Origin of the sequence: Lysinibacillus sp. NPDC093712, assembly GCF_050280025.1 — a bacterium.
Lineage (GTDB): Bacteria > Bacillota > Bacilli > Bacillales_A > Planococcaceae > Lysinibacillus.
This window is the reverse complement of the sequence record NZ_JBNNUU010000004.1, coordinates 404,852-421,910: the sequence shown is the minus strand read 5'-3', so window position 1 is coordinate 421,910 and position 17,059 is coordinate 404,852. Positions and strand designations below refer to the sequence as shown.

Here is a 17,059-nt window from a genome sequence, read left to right as displayed (position 1 = left end):
ATGGCGATGGAATATCAAGCATTAGTAAAGTGTTCAACAAAGAAAAAGGATGTTCAGTTTAAAACCTATTCTGTTCCGGAGTTAAATAGTAATGAATGTTTACTAAAAGTAAGTGCCGTTGGTATTTGTGGGAGCGACTTGCATATGTATGACGGACATGGTGGCTACGATTGGGTCACTTACCCACTTGTGCTAGGGCATGAAGTAACTGGAACAGTAATAGCTATGGGGACAGCTGGTGATCAAGCACTTTTAAATAAAAGAGTGGTTATTAACCCATATAAAAGCTGTGGTGTATGTGATTATTGTCAACGTGGCGAAACGAATTGCTGTGATTTTAATGATTATAAATTGATAAAAACACCGACTGAGGCTCTTCGATATGGTTTTCGAGAGGCTGGTGGCATGGCACAGTATATGGTAGTCGATGTGAATAATATTATTGTAATTGACGATGCAGTGAGTGATGAAGTGGCAGCTATTTCAGAAGCTTTAGCAGTTAGTTATACGGCAGTTTTAAAAGTAGCTGATTACAAGAAAAAGTCTATTTTAGTAATTGGGCCAGGACCAATAGGATTAGGGGTAGCTGCAATCTTAGTAGGGGCAGGTAATGAAGAAACACATATGCTAGGAGTTCCACAAGATCAAAGTCGTTTGCAGTTAGCAAAAGAGATAGGTGTACATGCAACATTTGTTTCTACAGAGGAACTAATACACGATAATTTTTCAGGCTATGATGCAATCATTGACTGCTCTGGTCATCCATCTATTCCGAAAGAAGCTATTCGTTTACTTAAACGAGGTGGACAGCTTGTATTAGTCGGCATCAATTCTGCAGAGTTTGCTGTTCCAATGGATCAAATTGTCCGTGGTGAAATAATGATTAAAGGTAGTTACGGCATTACACAGGCTAATTATGAAGCGGTTTTACAAAAGGCTGCGGAGGCAAACTATCCATTTAATAAGTTAATTGCACATACGGTTCCATTTAAAGATAGTCTTCATGGTTTTGAAAGTGCGCTTAATAAAGTAAATGGAAAAGTTGTGATTCATTTTAAGGAGGAAAAATAAATGAAAATTATTGATTTAACACTCGAAATTTATGATGGCTTAGTTTCTTATACATCACATCCACCGATTGCAATACAAGAAGAATCCACTTTTGATAATTCCGGTCATCGTTACGTAGCACCATGTGAAGGATTTGAATCTCGCTTTTTACGTATGTCTGATCATAGCGGGACACATATTGACGCGCCACTTCACTTTATAAGAGGTGGGGAATCTACCGCTGAAATGGATTTAACAAAAACATATGGGGATGCTGTCTTACTTGATGTATCCTCTTTCAAAGATCCATTTGAACCTGTTACAGCAGAGATGCTTTCACAGGCTGAGCAAAGACAAGGAATTACTGTTCAGCAAGGTGATATTGTCTTAGTACGAACACGCACTGCAAAGTGGGGACAAGGGGACTTTTTTGAAGAGCACGCTTTTGCTACTTGTGCAGGTGATTGGTTATTCGAGAAACAAGTAAAATGCATTGGTCTTGATTTAGCGAATATAGATGTTCATGACAATATGAAACGCGAAGTGCATCTAAAGCTGCTAAGTGTTCCTATTTATATAGTAGAAAACCTAGTCAATCTTGAACAGCTACCTTTAAATGACCGTTTTACTTTTATGGCACTGCCGCTTAAATTGAAAAACTCCACTGCATCGCCAGTAAGAGCTGTCGCATATGTGAAGTAATGTGAATAACAGGAAGAGAGGGCATATAAGCCTTCTCTTTTTTGTGTGAATTAAAGCTATTTAAACTCAAAAATCTTTTCTATAAAGAAATTCCTTCTCGTATAAAGTAAGCTGTGGTGAGAGCTATATCATTATGCCTCGTTTTAACCAAAATAGTAAAAGAACAATGCCTCGACATTATTTCTAGGGTTAAATTATTTGAACAGTAGAAGTCATCTGCATGTCACTTAAAATATGTATATTTTTACATGAGCAAAATCTAACATAGCTTTTTCTTTTTTGGACAACCTAATTTAGAAATAATAGCATGAGGTGATGATCATGATTGTGGAGAGGTCGTCCGATTGGCAAGAAGGCTTTATTAATAGGCTAGAAAATCATGAAAAATGGCATAGTTGGACTTTGTACAAAATGAACTATGAAATTGTGAAAATGAATTTAATCCCGGAATTTACTGGTTTACAAGCACCTAAAGTTTTACCGAAGCTAACACCACTTGCCCATCAGCTAGAAGCAGCGCAAACCGTGATAGAACGAATGAATGGGAAAGCGATACTTGCAGATGAGGTGGGGCTTGGTAAAACGATTGAAGCTGGCTTAATTCTAAAGGAATACATGATACGAGGGCTTGTAAAAAAAGCTCTGATTTTAGCACCTGCTTCTCTTATTAATCAATGGATTGAAGAATTGAATCAAAAATTTCATATTCCAGCTGTAGCGTATAAAAAAAATTGCCCGATTGAGCGTTACGATATTGTTATTATGAGCATGGATACGGCAAAAAAAAGTCCACATAAAGAACTAATTTATGCGCAAAATTATGACATGATTATTATTGACGAGGCACATAAATTAAAAAACCATAAAACACAAATTTATGAATTTGTGCAAGGATTAAAGAAGAAGTTTTGCTTATTATTAACGGCTACACCGATTCAAAATGATGTTTTTGAGCTTTATTATCTTATTTCTTTACTGAAGCCAGGTCATCTTGGCAATTATGAGACATTCCAATCTGCTTTTTCAGCAAGCAAGCACGATTTACAGCACGATGACTATTTAAAAGAACTAGTCAACCAGGTGATGGTAAGAAATCGACGAGAGGATACTGGCATTGAGTGGACCAATAGACGTGTTCAAATTGTCCCTATCCATTTTAGCCCTGAGGAAATGGAGGTTTATCATTTACTTGGTTCGCTTACGTCTAAAGGTTCCTTTTCATTAATTACTTTGCAAAAAGAAATGTGTAGTAGCAAAGAGGCAACGGCTTTAACGCTGTCTAAAATGCTAGAAAATAGTTCAGAACGCGATGAGCTTGAAGCAGTTCTTGCAAAGGTTATGGCTTTAGAAGTGAATTCTAAGGCTAAGAAGACGCTTGAAATTATTGAACAGGCTAAAGACAAAGTCATTATTTTTACTGAATACCGTGCAACTCAAATTTATTTACAATGGTATTTACATTCTCATGGCATTACGAGTGTATTGTTTAATGGTAAGTTCAATAAAAACAAGCGTGATTACATGAAGCATATATTTAAGGAAAAAGCTCAAGTATTGATTGCAACAGAGGCAGGGGGAGAAGGGATCAATCTTCAATTTTGCCATCATGTTATTAACTACGATTTGCCTTGGAATCCAATGAAGCTTGAGCAACGCATAGGTCGTGTTCACCGTTTAGGACAAGAGCATGATGTTCATATTTATAATCTTGCTGTAGAAGATACGATTGAAAAGGATATTCTGGCATTACTGCATACAAAAATTGATGTCTTTGAAAAGGTAGTAGGAGACCTAGATGCAATCTTAACGAACTTCAAAAAATCTGTTTAAGACACCATCACACCAAGGTGTAATTGATATTGTAAGGGGAGAGGGGCATGTATCCACAACAGGTTCACAGCTATTTACGACAATTTTTTTTAGAAAATGAATGCGATATGGTCGGTGATGGTGACCATTACCTAACAGTACAATTAACGATTGCTATTGATAAAAGAATAATGAATCGCCCCTTTTACTGGCAATACGTAGAAGCAACAAATGGCGAACCTAACCCTGCACAAGTTACCTTTATAACAGATCAAAGTGCACTGTCAGAAAAAATAATCGGGGAGGTCGTGCATTTTGGTTCTCCAAGGCTAAATCAATTGTTTCAAGCTACGAAAGAGCTAGGAGCTTTTGTTCAAATGTTTCAAAAAGTAGATGCTGGTACAGGGCAAGTCATGCTTACTCCTTGGCTTGGGGTAAATTATAAAGTGTCGTATTGTTGCGATCGAACGAAAGAAATGATGTACTCTTTTGGTATCAATTTACTGACAGGGACGATAAATGATAATTTTCATGACACAATAAGTGATATTGACTGGGATATTACGCAGTCAGAAGATGCCTTTTATGTACAATATATAATTAAGCCTTTACGAGCGCTTCAACGCTTGGATGAAGTTATTAATGCAATTATTCAACAGGATGATCATACATGGGCTGAGCAAGCAAAAAAGAGATGGCAACGAGATCAACGCGTATTAGACTATTTTTATGAAGATGTGGAAGAAAAGCCAGAGTGTTATGAAGTTGAGAAAAAAGCTTTAGAAGAACAATATGATGCAAAAATTAAAATTGAAATTATAAATGGTGGATTATTTTATATGAGATAAGAAAAGTAAGCCGCAACGATTGCTAATGTGAATTGTTGCGGCTTATTTTGTTGCTGCCATAAAACTTTATTAGCCTTTTTCGATAATGTTTTGTAATTGTGCCAGCTTATTATCCCAAAATAAATGAAAGTATTGTAACCAATCTTCAATTTCTTTTAAGCGATCAATGTGTAAAGTGTAAATTTTTTCTCGGCCCTTCTTTTGGGCTGATACTAGCTTGGCTTGCTCCAATATGTGTAAATGTTTGACGACAGCAGTTCTGCTAATCGTAAAATGCTCTGAAATAACAGCTATTGGTTTATCGCTTTCGGCTAGCAGTTGTAGTACATGACGTCTTGTTGGATCAGCAATTGCTTGAAAAACATCATACTGTTGTGCAAGCTGTGTCATTTTGTTTCTACAATCTCTTTCAACTTTTTACCAACAAGCATTGTCCAACCACCATCCATATTTTGTCGAACAGCTTCTGCGGTCATGTTAGCCTTTGGAATAATATGAGATGCTTCCTTCCAGCCACCATGAGTTAATGTAAATTCTGTTTGCTCTCCAACTTGCTTCAACTCAAATGTGACAAACCATCCATCAGTATCCCATGCAAAACGTACAAAATGAGGTGCATCTACTTTTTCCACTTTACATGGCGATGGTCCAAATGGAGATTGGACTGTAAATTCATGCCCTTCCACTGGTTTAAAATCATTTGGCATAAACCAAGAGCCAAGCTTTTCGGCATTTGTAACCGTTTCCCACGCCTTCTCGATAGGCGCATTAAGTGTAACAGTTTTAACAATATTTTGTAGTTGTTCAGGCATTTTATAGTCTCCTCTTTTTTAAAAATATAACCATAAGGTGTTATGAATATATAACACCTTATGGTTATATGTCAATCGTAAAGAATAAGGAAAATTTTTAAGTGGCATCTTTTTCAGACAGGTTACGTATGGTAGAATTATTTTTATAATTTTCAGACGGATTGGAGGATATCGGCATGGAGAATATTTCAATGTTTTTATTGATGTGTATTTTACTAATTATTTTACCTGGACCCGATACTGCTATTGCGACGAAAAATACTTTAACAGTTAATAAAAAGGGTGGGTTACAAACAATACTTGGCTCATGCTGTGGATTATTTATTCATACATTAGCTGCGGTTATTGGTCTCTCTGCAATAATTGTAAAGTCAGCCTATATATTTGCTATTTTAAAGTACGTTGGAGCAGTGTATTTATGCTATTTAGGCGTGAAGACATTATGGACTTTAAAAACAATTCGCACGCAGTCTCCAGTCGTAAATGATGACACCCAAATTGACATTAAGTATGGGAATCAATCATGCTTTAAGCAAGGTTTCTTAACAAACGTTACAAATCCAAAGGTAGCAGTGTTTTTTTTAACGTTCTTACCACAATTTGTAGATGGCTCGAACAGCACATTTTTCCCATTTCTACTGATGGGACTTATTTATACCGCCTTAACGGCTTTATGGTTCATCTTCTATGTATATTTATTAGATAAAATTAGTGCTTTTATGAAGAAGCCTATGACAAAGGCGGTAATCGAAGGCCTAACAGGAACAGTTCTGATTGGCTTTGGCATTAAATTAGCGTTAGAGAAGGCCTAGGTGCCAGCCACTCAAACAATTTCCTATGCAAATGATGCATTCTATAACTATCCAAGGAAAAATCCACGAAGACTCCTGCGGAACAGCACAGAACGTAAGACGCGACAAACCGCGCGATAGCGAGGGTTGCGGCTTACGATGTGCCCGCGGAAAGCGCAGTGGATTTTTCTGATTTAGGAGCCAGTATGATGCTAGGTATTTATGAGAAGTGTCAGGCACTCAAACAATTTCCTTTATAACTATCCAAGTAAAAATCCACGAAGACTCCTGCGGGAACAGCACAGAACGTAAGACGCGACAAATCGCGCGTACGCGAGGGTTGCGGCTTACGATGTGCCCGCGGAAAGCGCAGTGGATTTTTACGCTTTAAGAAGCTGATATGATGCTAGGTGCATCCTATGCGAGTGCCAGCCACTCAAACAACAATTTATTAAAAAAAAGACTGTAGACAATTCCAAATTTCTTTGGAGTTTATCTACAGTCTAAGACAGCGAGAATATAAGTCTCGTTATCTTTGCTAACACTTCTAATACTTCTTGTTCGTTCAAACCTTTATAATCAGCTAAAAAGGTTATTATTTTTGTTGGTTTGCAGCCCAAACATTTGTATCTGCAATTGTTGGGTTAGCAATGTAATGGCCACCTTCAATTTGAAGAGTTTGACCAGTCATAAATTTAGATTCATCAGAAGCTAAGTATACTACTGCGTAACCGATATCATCTGCTTCACCATTGTATGGTAGGGCATTATATTTTGTGAAAATTTCTAGTAGATCTTTTGGTAAATTGTTTTTAGCTGCAGGAGTTAAAATTAATCCTGGTGCTATAGCGTTACAACGGATTTTATCTTTACCGTATTGAGTTGCAATATATTTAGTTAAGTGAACTACGCCAGCTTTTGTTGTACCGTAAGCTGTACGAATTTGATCACTTGCAAATCCACCCATTGAAGCAGTGTTAATGATAGAACCACCACCAGCTTTTTGCATATGTGGAATAGCGAAACGGCTACCAAGTAATACTGATTTTAAGTTGATATTTACTAGGCGATCAAATTCTTCTAAATCCATGTTTACTACATCTAAATCTTTTTGTAAGTTTGTTGAGCCTACATTGTTATATAGTACTGTTAAAGAACCGAATTGCTCAACAGTGAATTCTACTGCTGCTTTGATTGAATCAGCATCACCAGCATCTAAAAATACTGCAGCGGCTTCATAGCCTTCTTTTACTAATGCTGCAGCAATCTCTTTTGCACCTTCAAGATTATAGTCAGCAATAACAACTTTTGCTCCTTCTTTCGCTAACAAAGTTGCTGCTGATAAACCGATACCTGACGCTCCGCCAGTAACAAGTGCTACTTTATTTTCAACACGTTTCATAATAAAATTCCTCCTAGTTTGAGTGATAAACTGAGTATTGACAGTTAAACATAAATCATACTCATTACTACTTCATTTAATTGACAATAGATAGTTTACCACTAAACTAAAAAGATTTGAAATAAAAAGCATAGATTGTTTTCGAATTTTCACTGATGAGGAATGGTTAAGTTACAAATTATGTAGACGTTTCCTATTGTTATTACTTTTTAAATCTTGAAGTCATTCATACTGCCATGTAATAATTTTATGCTTGCTTATTCGTGAAAATAAGTTTTTTTAAGCGCTCCTCCATAACCTTCTTCTTTTCTAATCGGTCCTTTCTATTATGAAGCGTTCTTTGAAGCAAGAAGCTTCCTATGATAATGACACAAAATATGAACAAAAAAATTAGCATTAATAAAATTCCTTTTTATATAATTTATATAGATCACAACCGTTAGCTATAATGACATTTCCTATGTAATGACCTTTAGTAAGCATACTTAGTGCTCATCAGTAATTACGAGCGCCTCGTAATGGAAACCGACCTGTTATTTTATCAAGAATAATGAAAGAAGGCCAGTCAACACGCCTGAAAGAATATACCAACCTTGTATCTACAGCATTCTAGACAATCCAAGAGGGAAAAGGTCACATCGACAGTTCATTATTGACAAATATCCGATTGCTAATGACGAAAGATAGTAACATTTTTAAGGCAATTATTTTATACATACCGTCTTGTAGAATGACGATTTTAGAAAACCTTAAATTCGCTATGCGATTAGCCAATGCGTATTCAGTGCCGTTTGTAATAGATTCCCCAGCAGGGTGACATCCTAAAACAAAATTACCAGCATATGAATCCTTTAATACATTAGGATGCATCGATTGATAGTGCACCTCTAAAATACTGTCCGTATCGTTCATAAATTGATTAGCTAGGAGAAAGTTTTTTAGTGCACCATTTAAATCGATAGCAATCGCCGTATCTGCCAAAATTGTACGGAAATAAACAGATACTATCATAGAATTGCCTAAATATGGCGTAACTTCTACACTAATTTCTCCTGAAGGTAGGACAGATAATTGTACAATTGCTTCATCAATACCATTTGTTAACTTCATCATTGTTTTTCCGTAGTGCATACTTTTTATAAAAATTCTATGATCATCTATATACGCTGCTGCAATTTGATGATGTTCAATTTGTAGCGACTTCGCTTTAATTCCTAATACTTCTACACAATTTTGCAGTTCATAAACATGATGCTGAAATGAGAACTCCGTGTAGTCCAAATTAACAGGACGATTTTCAAGCAATTGCTTTAACATCTGTGCTATCTCCAATCTTTGATAAATTATGACAAAATTCTTATTTGATTATAGAAAATTAAACTCTCCAAAAACTCTCAACTAGTCAAATATATCGATATGACGTGGAGATTTGTCGTCACTTAGTCCTGAAATAAAAAACCCCACAAGAACGTTTTCAGCGTTCATTGTGAGGTTCTAATAAGTTAGAAGAAGTATAATCCAATACTGATGATAACTCCTGTAAAGAGCAAGATGAATAAACAGAATCCCATTATATCCTTTGCCTTCAAACCTGCAATTGCAAGAGCAGGTAGAGCCCAAAATGGTTGAATCATATTCGTCCAAGCATCTCCCCAAGCAATAGCCATAGCAGTTTTAGCATAATCAGCGCCTAATTTAGTTGCTGCATCCAACATAATTGGTGCTTGAACTGTCCATTGGCCACCACCGGAAGGCACAAAAAAGTTTACAAGGCCTGCAGAGTAAAATGTAAATAAATAGAATGTATGGTCATTAGAGATGTTAACAAACCACTCAGAAAATACAGCAGCTAAGCCAGAAGCGGTCATCATCCCCATAATGCCGGCATAAAATGGAAATTGAAAAACAATACCTGTTGTAGTTTTAATAGCATCTTGCGCTGCCGCTAGAAAGCGTTGCGGTGTGCCGTGGAAAATGATACCGAGCACAATGAAAATAGTATTTACAACATTTAAATCTAATACAAATCCTTTCGTTATGAAATGATGTATTAAATAAATAACACCAATAAGTCCGATTAAGATTGTTAAGACATAACTACGCTCTGAACGACTTGCAAAATGGTTATCTGCCTTAGGTAGCTCTATTTTTTCCTCTTTTAATAAAGATGCCTCAACTTCAACTACATCTTCTTCTTTTGGCATCATCCAACGGTTAAAAAATGGAAGTGTTAGTATGATGACGATTACAATAAATAGATTGTACGATGAGAAAAGTGTAACGTTTGTTGGTACAACACCCATAATATTTGCAAATGGATGTCCATCTGTTGCAATAGATAGTGGTACTGAACCTGCTAAACCACCGTGCCATATAACAAATCCTGAATAAGCACTTGCGATTAATAAACGATAGTCCACTTTTTTTACATGACGTGCAATTTCCTTTGCAAAAAGTGCACCAATTACAAGCCCAAATCCCCAGTTAATCCAGCAAGCAATTAAAGAAACAAATGTCACTATAATAATTGCCATACTTGGGGTTTTAATTTTACTAGCAACGGACGATAAACCTCTTTTAAAGACTGGACTATTCGCTAAAATATGACCAGCAGCTAAAACTATGACCATTTGCATTGTAAAAGCTAACAGCCCCCAGAAGCCATCTCCCCAATAAGTAACCATATCTAAAGGTGAGGAATCTGTTAACGTGACCCCTAATAACAACACGAGTACTGTGAGTATAGTGACAAATATGTATGGGTCAGGTAAATATTTTTCCATAATAGCATTTGATATTCGTGTTAACGTTTTCAATTAAGTAATCCCCTTTCTATTTCATCCATCCCTTATTTCTAATATTACATAGAGAACAAGGTAAATAAAGAGAAAAATGGAATTAATGACGGAAAATGAAACGTTAAATAGAAATGAAAAAATATAATGTCCCTCAAGAATAATAGACATTAATATTATTTTATATATAAGAAAACCTTATCATTCTTGTATTTATAGGTATTTTGCTTTCAAGGAAGGATTAAAAAAATATGAGGAGAATTTATAACTAATTAATACTTTAATGAATTTTTCCATAACAAATTAGAATAAATAAGGGGTTTTCATATGGAGTTACGAGATTTAAAGGCGTTTATGGCAGTAGTAGAACATGGAAGTTTTACGAAAGCAGCAAGTGAAACCTTTGTATCACAACCCTCATTAAGTAAGAGCATTAAAAAGTTAGAAGATAATCTTCATGTTGAGTTATTAAATCGTTCTACAAGACATGTAGAGTTAACGGATGCCGGTAATATCGTTTATCAACAAGGTCAAAAAATTATGCGTTCTGTCCATGATTTGCACATATTGCTAGATGATTTATTAAACATCAAAACGGGGTCTATTAAATTGGGTATCCCTCCGCTCATTGGCACTTTGTTTTTCCCTGAAATTGCACGTAAGTTTCATCAACAATATCCAAATGTTCATTTAGAGCTAGTCGAGCGTGGAGCAAAATTAGTTGGTACTTTAGTAGAAAGTGGAGAAGTAGATATGGGCATAGTTGTATTGCCTACCGACGAACGGAAATTCATTGTCCAATCTTTCGTTGAAGATCAATTTTTTGTTTTTATTAATGAACAACACCCATTAGCTAAGCAAGATCATATTTTATTGCAAGAGTTAAAAAATGAATCATTTATTATTTTTACAGAGGAATTTTCATTACATGATTATGTTATTAAATCATGTAAAAGTGCAGGGTTTACACCAATAATTGGCTACAAAAGCTCTCAATGGGATTTAATTGTTGAGCTAGTATCTTCAAATTTAGGCGTGACCCTTTTACCTTATTCTATTGCAGCGAAGCAAACAAATCAGAATGTGAAGATTATTCCATTACAGAACTTTTATATGCCGTGGCGTCTCGGTGTAATTACGAAAAAAAATACATATCAATCTTATGCCTTAAAGCAATTATTAAAGACAATTCGAAAGGAAAAAGAATAGCATCCATTGATTTATGCAAAATAAGCATAAATAACATTCCAATTAATTCCTTTACTTATAAAACAAGATTGATGTAGAATTTTCCTTAATAAACGAGCAATTTTAGGAGGTTTCGATATGGGAAACGGGAAAGTATGGAATTCGTTTGAGGAAGCCGTTGCGGATATAAATGATGGTGCTACGTTAGCAGTAGGGGGATTCGGTTTAAGTGGTATTCCTGAAAAGGCTATTGCTGCGTTACAGCAAAAGGGAATAAAGGATTTAACAGTGATTAGTAATAACTGCGGGGTAGATAATTGGGGATTAGGGTTATTACTTGCGAATAAACAAATAAAAAAAATGATTGCTTCCTATGTTGGCGAAAATAAAATATTTGAACAGCAATTTTTAAGTGGCGAGTTAGAAGTTGAGCTTGCACCACAAGGAACATTGGCAGAGCGTTTGCGAGCTGGAGGAGCTGGTATTCCAGGTTTTTATACAGCGACAGGGGTTGGAACGCCAATTGCTGAAGGCAAAGAAGTAAAGGTTTTCGATGGTAAAGAATATATTTTAGAAGAAGGTATTGTTGCTGACTTTGCTCTTGTAAAAGCATGGAAGGCAGACAAGCTAGGCAATTTAATTTATCGAAAAACATCACGTAATTTTAATCCGTTAGCAGCGATGTCAGGCAAAATTACAATTGCGGAAGTGGAAGAAATTGTAGAAGTGGGCGAACTAGATCCAGATCATATCCACACACCAGGTGTCTTCGTGCAACGTGTTTTACTCGGCGAAAACTATGAAAAACGTATTGAACGTTTGACTGTTAAAAAGGAGGAGGAAGCATGATGGTGGATACAAGATATAAAATTGTGAATAGAGCTGTCCAAGAAATTCAAAATGGCATGAATGTCAATTTAGGTATTGGTATTCCAACACTTATTGCGAATGCCATTCCTGCTAATTATGAGGTGCTTTTACAATCCGAAAATGGTCTCCTTGGAATTGGCCCTTATCCAGAGAAAAGTGCGGTAGATGCTGATCTCATTAATGCGGGGAAAGAAACAGTGACAGCTGTGCCAGGAGCATCTTTTTTTGATAGCGCTGAGTCCTTTGCAATGATTCGTGGTGGGCATATTGATCTTGCGATTTTAGGTGGTATGGAAGTTTCCGAAACGGGGGATCTTGCCAATTGGATGATCCCAGGAAAAATGGTGAAGGGCATGGGAGGCGCCATGGATCTTGTTGTCGGTGCCAAAAGAGTTATTGTTGTGATGGAGCATGTAAACAAAAATGGGGAGTCAAAAATTAAAAAGCAGTGTGAGCTACCGTTAACGGGCAAAGGTGTTGTACACAGATTAATAACGGACTTAGCTGTTTTTGATTTTACAGCTACAGGAATGCAGCTAATAGAATTAGCAGAAGGTGTAACATTAGAGGAAGTAAAGGCGAAAACTGCTGCTTCATTTGATGTTGCATTATCTCAATAATTTAAAGAGACCAGTTTACTTTGTGGGAAGTAAGCTGGTTATTTTAATTTTAGGAGCGTGAAATAATTGCTTAAGATGTCTCAGGTAATAACGGAGGTAATAAAACGATTTAACAGTCTAGATCGAGGACAAAGGCCGCTTATTGTTGCCATTGACGGATTAGGTGGGGCAGGAAAAACATCATTTGTAAGTAAACTAGCTAGCGCGCTGAAAAATGATTGTATGGTTAATATTTTGCATATAGATGATTACATTGTAGAAAGTGAAAAACGTTACAATACCGGCAATGAAGAATGGTTTGAATATTATTATTTACAATGGGATATAAAATTCATAAAAGAATGCCTTTTAAAAATACATAATGGTCATCAAGAATTAACACTGCCTTTTTATAATCGCACAACGAATAGCGTAATAAATAGTAAAAAGCTTTTTGTATCAAATAGTATTCTTTTAATAGAAGGAGTCTTTCTTCAGCGCAATGAGTGGAGGAGATTTTATGACTATACGATATTTTTAGAATGTCCAAGACATGTTAGGGAAAAAAGAGTGTTAAAGCGTGATTCGTATATAGGAGATGTATCAGCAATAAGGATGAAGTATGAAAATAGATATTGGGTAGCGGAAGAGTATTACTTAAAAAAGGAAGTCCCATTACAAAAAACGGATATAATATGGCACGCGCAATAGAACTCAGACTATTGACCGTTCTCCTCTCGAGTTTTCCCATTATATAATCATCCTAGAAGGAGAGATGGCGATGAAAGAACAATGGGCAAATGAAGTTGTACAAGTACGTGTTGCAAGACCAACTCATCAATTATCGGCAATAGAAAGGTTTTATTGTGAAGGTGTAGGTTTAGAAAAGATTGGCTCGTTTAAAGGGCATCGAGGCTACGATGGGATTATGATTGGTCTGCCGAATGCCAATTATCATTTGGAATTTACTGAGCACATTGATGGAAGCCCATGTCCCGCACCGACCAAGGATAATCTTCTTGTGCTTTACATGCCAAACATTGAAGCAATCCAACGCATTGTCCAAAGACTGTCGCAAATGGGTTATCCAGAAGTGGAGCCAGAAAATCTTTATTGGGCAGAAAAAGGTGTAACGATTGAAGATCCAGATGGCTGGCGTCTCGTATTAATGAATACTGAGGGCATATAAATTTTATATTCGGTAAAGAGCAATATGTATCACCTATATTTCGAAAATTAAAAGAGGTTGGGACAAAAGGAAAAAGCGTTAGATTGACTGCAATCAATCTAACGCTTTATGCTATACCGTTGTTGTCCGCTCCGGCGGTCGCTTTCCGCGGGCACAACGTAAGCCGCAACCCTCGCTAACGCGCGGCCTGTTGCGTCTTACGCTTTGTGCGTTCCCGCAGGAGTCGCCGCCTCCGCTCCCAACAACTAGGGCTCTCTTCCAAATTTTAATTTTTGCAAAAGAAAGAAAATCTAGCTTTCATTTTACATAGCGAAAATTTACAAACACCTTAGTCCCAATATCTTTTTGATTTGTTAATCGCCTAAAGCTGGGTTTTCTCTATATTCAGTGGCAATGGATTCTATATTTAATTGTGAATAATCAGCCCAGTTGACGGTTCTAAAGTCTTTTTCATCAAAATAAATGCTTAATACTTCCGTCATTTCTTCATTGCTATTAGCGCCTGTTAATGGGGCAAACCAAATGATCGAAGGTGTTTTCACACTTTTTAGCTTCGACAGCTCGGCAAATATTTTACCGGAATCCTTCAGCATCTGATTTTTAGAACCTTCTCGTACATCTGTATCTTGAATCGATATAGTGACAATACCTTTCGTTTCTTCTACAGTAAATTTATTTTTAACTGTTGCCGCCACAATATCTTTAACAGTTGTGTCTTTATCGACTGCGACTTCCTTCGGCTCCGCATTTTTTCCACAGGCTGATAGTAATAATGTAAATAGTATTAAGATGTAAAGTAGTTTTTTCATGTTGATTTCCTCCCTTGTTACTCCATATATGTTCAAATTGCTTATGAATTATACAAAGTTACAAGGAGTCGAAACTATTTTTCCTAATCGATATGTAGAAAATCATTTCTACGCGTTACGGTTTACCCAAAATTATTGGATGATGAATAATATTAGAAATACTAAACACATTGTGAGACCTGTGTACAAGCATTGATAAAACGCTTTGTTATTAGTTCCTCTATAGTCAAACCCACGATTTAGTACTACCAGTCCAAAAATAAACATGATTATATTTAAATATTTCGGATTGAACCCAGCAGGAATGACAAGTGAAAACATAAAAATTATTAAAATGAAATGTATGTACTTTCTTATAGGATGGATAAATGTGATCTTTTTAAAAAATTTCATATTATCACTCCTTAACACATGATTAAGCATAAATAGATAGAACACAAATTATACAATATTATTTAACTCTTATACTAAAAACGAAAGACGAACTCCCTTTGTCCCATCTGCCGGAAATAGTGTAAATATAGATGCCTTTTTCTTGAGGTGCAGAAAAAACATCGCCTTCTACTTTTACTAGTGGGCTCTCGCTATTACTCAACCATTTTTCTACTTCTATTTCATCAATGGGTGGTTTTTTAAAACGGATTTTTATTTCGCTATTAGGGGCTACAGGAAAGGGCGTGATTTTTTTAATTTCCAGGATGTCTGGTGGCGGAATTTTATCAACACATTGAAATCCAATTATCTTATTCCAACAATATGAACCTTGTACTAGTGTTATTGTTTCCCCTTCTGCCGATACAATTGGCTTAGGAGGACCAGAAGTAAGTAAAATGGTCATGATCGCAAATACGACAATAAATAAAATACTCATTATTATCTTTACACTTTTAACAGTAATTCCTCCTATACAATCGTACTTAAATAAAAATAATATCAACCGAAAACAAAAGGATGTTGTTTCTAGTTGATATTATTTCATCAAGTTCTATTTATTTGCTTACTACATCAAGGCACCAAGAGAAATTATCCCATGCTGAATACCAACCGTTGAAAACTTCTGATGAATCATCCCAACGCACTTCGAACTTTTTATGACCTTCGATATCTAGTAAATATAAAGCTAACGTATCATCCGCTTTAGAGACAGCTATTTTCATACCGTTTTGAAGTTCTTCTTCAGTAAATGGTACATCCGAAACCGAACGTAGCTGCGCTTGTTCAAATACTTGTTTGTTAATAATTCTGTAATTCATAATAAACCTCCAATAAAACTTTCTTGAATTTTAAATTTAAATTTTACGTGCCAATAACAGGACTATAAAAGTATATCCTATATTCATTGAGTAAAGAAAACAAAATAATAATTTACTAGGCTTTTTTTTGTCTAAATTGTTGCTTATAGTGTATCAGTAATTGAATGAAGAAATCTAAAAACAATTTATTCTTAATCCAATGTTACAAGGAGGCAATAAAAAAGTCCAGAGACTCACAAAATCGAGCAGTATTGGAATTAAGTTCAATAAGAACAATTGTCTCTTTGAATTTTATTAACATAAATGAAACGAATTTGAGAAATAAAAGTCAAATTTAGAAAAAGGAGGTTGTACATTGAAAAAGTTATTTTTAATAATTGGCTTGATTGCACTTTTAATAGCGGGTTGTTCGAATGATGTAAATAAAACTCACCATAAAGCAGAGCATAATAAAGAAAATTTTCCTCCATCTATGGCAGGCTGGATCCATGTTAATGGTCAAAAGTATGAAATGGATGAGGGCGGTTATCAATGGGAGAGAAAAAAAGGATTAACAACTGAGACTATTCAAACCGATCATTTATCTCCAAACCAAGTTGCTGAAAAATTACATCCAATTCAGTTAGCCCCCAATACGAACATTCGTTTTGAGGTTGAAGAAAATCCAGAAATAGTTGTTTATCTATGGAATGAAAATGGGAGAGATAAGGAAATTATGACGAAAAACAATGAGATGACGGTCCCGCAAAACAAAGGAAGGTATATCTATGAGGTATTAGCTAGATGGTCAAATGGTGAGGTATCCTACACATTTGTAGTTGAAGTGAACTAATATATTGTCCATTGTTTAACAGAATGCTTTGAAAAAATTTTGATTTGACAACGTTCAAAAAGACTTTTATTATTATGTAGACCGTTCGTTATAATTTTTTTTAAGGGAGG

At 35.7% G+C, this 17,059-nt stretch carries 19 protein-coding genes; 11 read left to right on the top strand and 8 right to left on the bottom strand.

The genetic code is table 11. The annotated features are described in order from the left end of the window. Positions 1 to 6 precede the first annotated feature (6 nt). The 4 genes from ACQKNX_RS17435 to ACQKNX_RS17420 all read left to right on the top strand — a co-directional run bounded on the left by ACQKNX_RS17435 (position 7) and on the right by ACQKNX_RS17420 (position 4,409). Positions 7 to 1,071 carry a zinc-dependent alcohol dehydrogenase gene (locus tag ACQKNX_RS17435; protein WP_427429966.1) on the top strand — a complete coding sequence of 355 codons (1,065 nt, stop codon included), beginning with the start codon at positions 7 to 9 and terminating at the stop codon, positions 1,069 to 1,071. Beyond that, positions 1,072 to 1,752 carry a cyclase family protein gene (locus tag ACQKNX_RS17430; protein WP_427429965.1) on the top strand — a complete coding sequence of 227 codons (681 nt, stop codon included), beginning with the start codon at positions 1,072 to 1,074 and terminating at the stop codon, positions 1,750 to 1,752. It begins immediately after the preceding gene. Between the two features lie 315 nt (positions 1,753 to 2,067). After that, positions 2,068 to 3,582 carry a DEAD/DEAH box helicase gene (locus tag ACQKNX_RS17425; protein WP_427429964.1) on the top strand — a complete coding sequence of 505 codons (1,515 nt, stop codon included), beginning with the start codon at positions 2,068 to 2,070 and terminating at the stop codon, positions 3,580 to 3,582. A 47-nt stretch (positions 3,583 to 3,629) separates the two neighbouring features. Next, a complete protein-coding gene (locus tag ACQKNX_RS17420) occupies positions 3,630 to 4,409 on the top strand; it encodes a YqhG family protein (RefSeq protein WP_427429963.1) in 780 nt (259 codons plus the stop codon). Positions 4,410 to 4,478: 69 nt separating this feature from the next. On the opposite strand, the gene ACQKNX_RS17415 is transcribed toward ACQKNX_RS17420, so the two are convergent. Further along, positions 4,479 to 4,799 (bottom strand): ArsR/SmtB family transcription factor, encoded by a 321-nt coding sequence (locus ACQKNX_RS17415; RefSeq protein WP_427429962.1) that lies wholly within the window; start codon positions 4,797 to 4,799, stop codon positions 4,479 to 4,481. Further along, complete coding sequence (locus ACQKNX_RS17410) at positions 4,796 to 5,221, bottom strand: SRPBCC family protein (RefSeq protein WP_427429961.1); 426 nt, start codon at positions 5,219 to 5,221, stop codon at positions 4,796 to 4,798. Before ACQKNX_RS17410 ends, ACQKNX_RS17415 begins: the two co-directional genes overlap by 4 nt. A 176-nt stretch (positions 5,222 to 5,397) precedes the next feature. Here ACQKNX_RS17410 and ACQKNX_RS17405 point away from each other — a divergent pair, with 176 nt between their 5' ends. Next, positions 5,398 to 6,033: a LysE family translocator gene (locus ACQKNX_RS17405; RefSeq protein WP_427429960.1), complete on the top strand. Its 636-nt coding sequence runs from the start codon at positions 5,398 to 5,400 to the stop codon at positions 6,031 to 6,033. 574 nt (positions 6,034 to 6,607) lie between these two features. Here ACQKNX_RS17405 and ACQKNX_RS17400 read toward each other — a convergent pair. The 3 genes from ACQKNX_RS17400 to ACQKNX_RS17390 all read right to left on the bottom strand — a co-directional run bounded on the left by ACQKNX_RS17400 (position 6,608) and on the right by ACQKNX_RS17390 (position 10,230). Further along, entirely contained in the window at positions 6,608 to 7,414 is an 807-nt protein-coding gene (locus ACQKNX_RS17400) for an SDR family NAD(P)-dependent oxidoreductase (RefSeq protein ID WP_427429959.1), read from the bottom strand. Positions 7,415 to 8,047: 633 nt separating this feature from the next. After that, on the bottom strand, positions 8,048 to 8,731 hold the full coding sequence (locus ACQKNX_RS17395; protein WP_427429958.1) for a hypothetical protein: 684 nt from the start codon (positions 8,729 to 8,731) through the stop codon (positions 8,048 to 8,050). A 185-nt stretch (positions 8,732 to 8,916) separates the two neighbouring features. Then, on the bottom strand, positions 8,917 to 10,230 hold the full coding sequence (locus ACQKNX_RS17390) for a short-chain fatty acid transporter (protein WP_427429957.1): 1,314 nt from the start codon (positions 10,228 to 10,230) through the stop codon (positions 8,917 to 8,919). 306 nt (positions 10,231 to 10,536) lie between these two features. Here ACQKNX_RS17390 and ACQKNX_RS17385 point away from each other — a divergent pair, with 306 nt between their 5' ends. The 5 genes from ACQKNX_RS17385 to ACQKNX_RS17365 all read left to right on the top strand — a co-directional run bounded on the left by ACQKNX_RS17385 (position 10,537) and on the right by ACQKNX_RS17365 (position 14,055). Then, the gene (locus ACQKNX_RS17385) at positions 10,537 to 11,418 is read left to right on the top strand and encodes a LysR family transcriptional regulator (RefSeq protein WP_427429956.1); all 882 of its coding nucleotides are present in this window, start codon (positions 10,537 to 10,539) and stop codon (positions 11,416 to 11,418) included. A 117-nt stretch (positions 11,419 to 11,535) separates the two neighbouring features. After that, positions 11,536 to 12,246: a CoA transferase subunit A gene (locus ACQKNX_RS17380; RefSeq protein WP_427429955.1), complete on the top strand. Its 711-nt coding sequence runs from the start codon at positions 11,536 to 11,538 to the stop codon at positions 12,244 to 12,246. Further along, complete coding sequence (locus ACQKNX_RS17375) at positions 12,246 to 12,887, top strand: 3-oxoacid CoA-transferase subunit B (RefSeq protein WP_427430038.1); 642 nt, start codon at positions 12,246 to 12,248, stop codon at positions 12,885 to 12,887. The genes ACQKNX_RS17380 and ACQKNX_RS17375 overlap by 1 nt, the downstream gene beginning before the upstream one ends. A gap of 75 nt (positions 12,888 to 12,962) precedes the next feature. Further along, positions 12,963 to 13,577, top strand: coding sequence for a P-loop NTPase fold protein (locus ACQKNX_RS17370; RefSeq protein ID WP_427430037.1), 615 nt, complete (start codon positions 12,963 to 12,965; stop codon positions 13,575 to 13,577). 70 nt (positions 13,578 to 13,647) lie between these two features. After that, positions 13,648 to 14,055, top strand: coding sequence for a VOC family protein (locus tag ACQKNX_RS17365; protein WP_427429954.1), 408 nt, complete (start codon positions 13,648 to 13,650; stop codon positions 14,053 to 14,055). Between the two features lie 353 nt (positions 14,056 to 14,408). Here ACQKNX_RS17365 and ACQKNX_RS17360 read toward each other — a convergent pair whose 3' ends face one another. From ACQKNX_RS17360 to ACQKNX_RS17350, 3 genes are all read right to left on the bottom strand, one after another. Next, positions 14,409 to 14,864, bottom strand: a complete 456-nt coding sequence (locus tag ACQKNX_RS17360; protein WP_427429953.1) for a hypothetical protein — start codon at positions 14,862 to 14,864, stop codon at positions 14,409 to 14,411. Positions 14,865 to 15,315: 451 nt separating this feature from the next. Next, a complete protein-coding gene (locus tag ACQKNX_RS17355) occupies positions 15,316 to 15,735 on the bottom strand; it encodes a hypothetical protein (RefSeq protein WP_427429952.1) in 420 nt (139 codons plus the stop codon). Positions 15,736 to 15,853: 118 nt separating this feature from the next. Further along, the gene (locus tag ACQKNX_RS17350) at positions 15,854 to 16,117 is read right to left on the bottom strand and encodes a hypothetical protein (RefSeq protein WP_173478775.1); all 264 of its coding nucleotides are present in this window, start codon (positions 16,115 to 16,117) and stop codon (positions 15,854 to 15,856) included. Between the two features lie 355 nt (positions 16,118 to 16,472). Here ACQKNX_RS17350 and ACQKNX_RS17345 point away from each other — a divergent pair, with 355 nt between their 5' ends. Beyond that, the gene (locus tag ACQKNX_RS17345) at positions 16,473 to 16,949 is read left to right on the top strand and encodes a hypothetical protein (RefSeq protein ID WP_427429951.1); all 477 of its coding nucleotides are present in this window, start codon (positions 16,473 to 16,475) and stop codon (positions 16,947 to 16,949) included. The last annotated feature ends 110 nt before the right edge of the window (positions 16,950 to 17,059 follow it).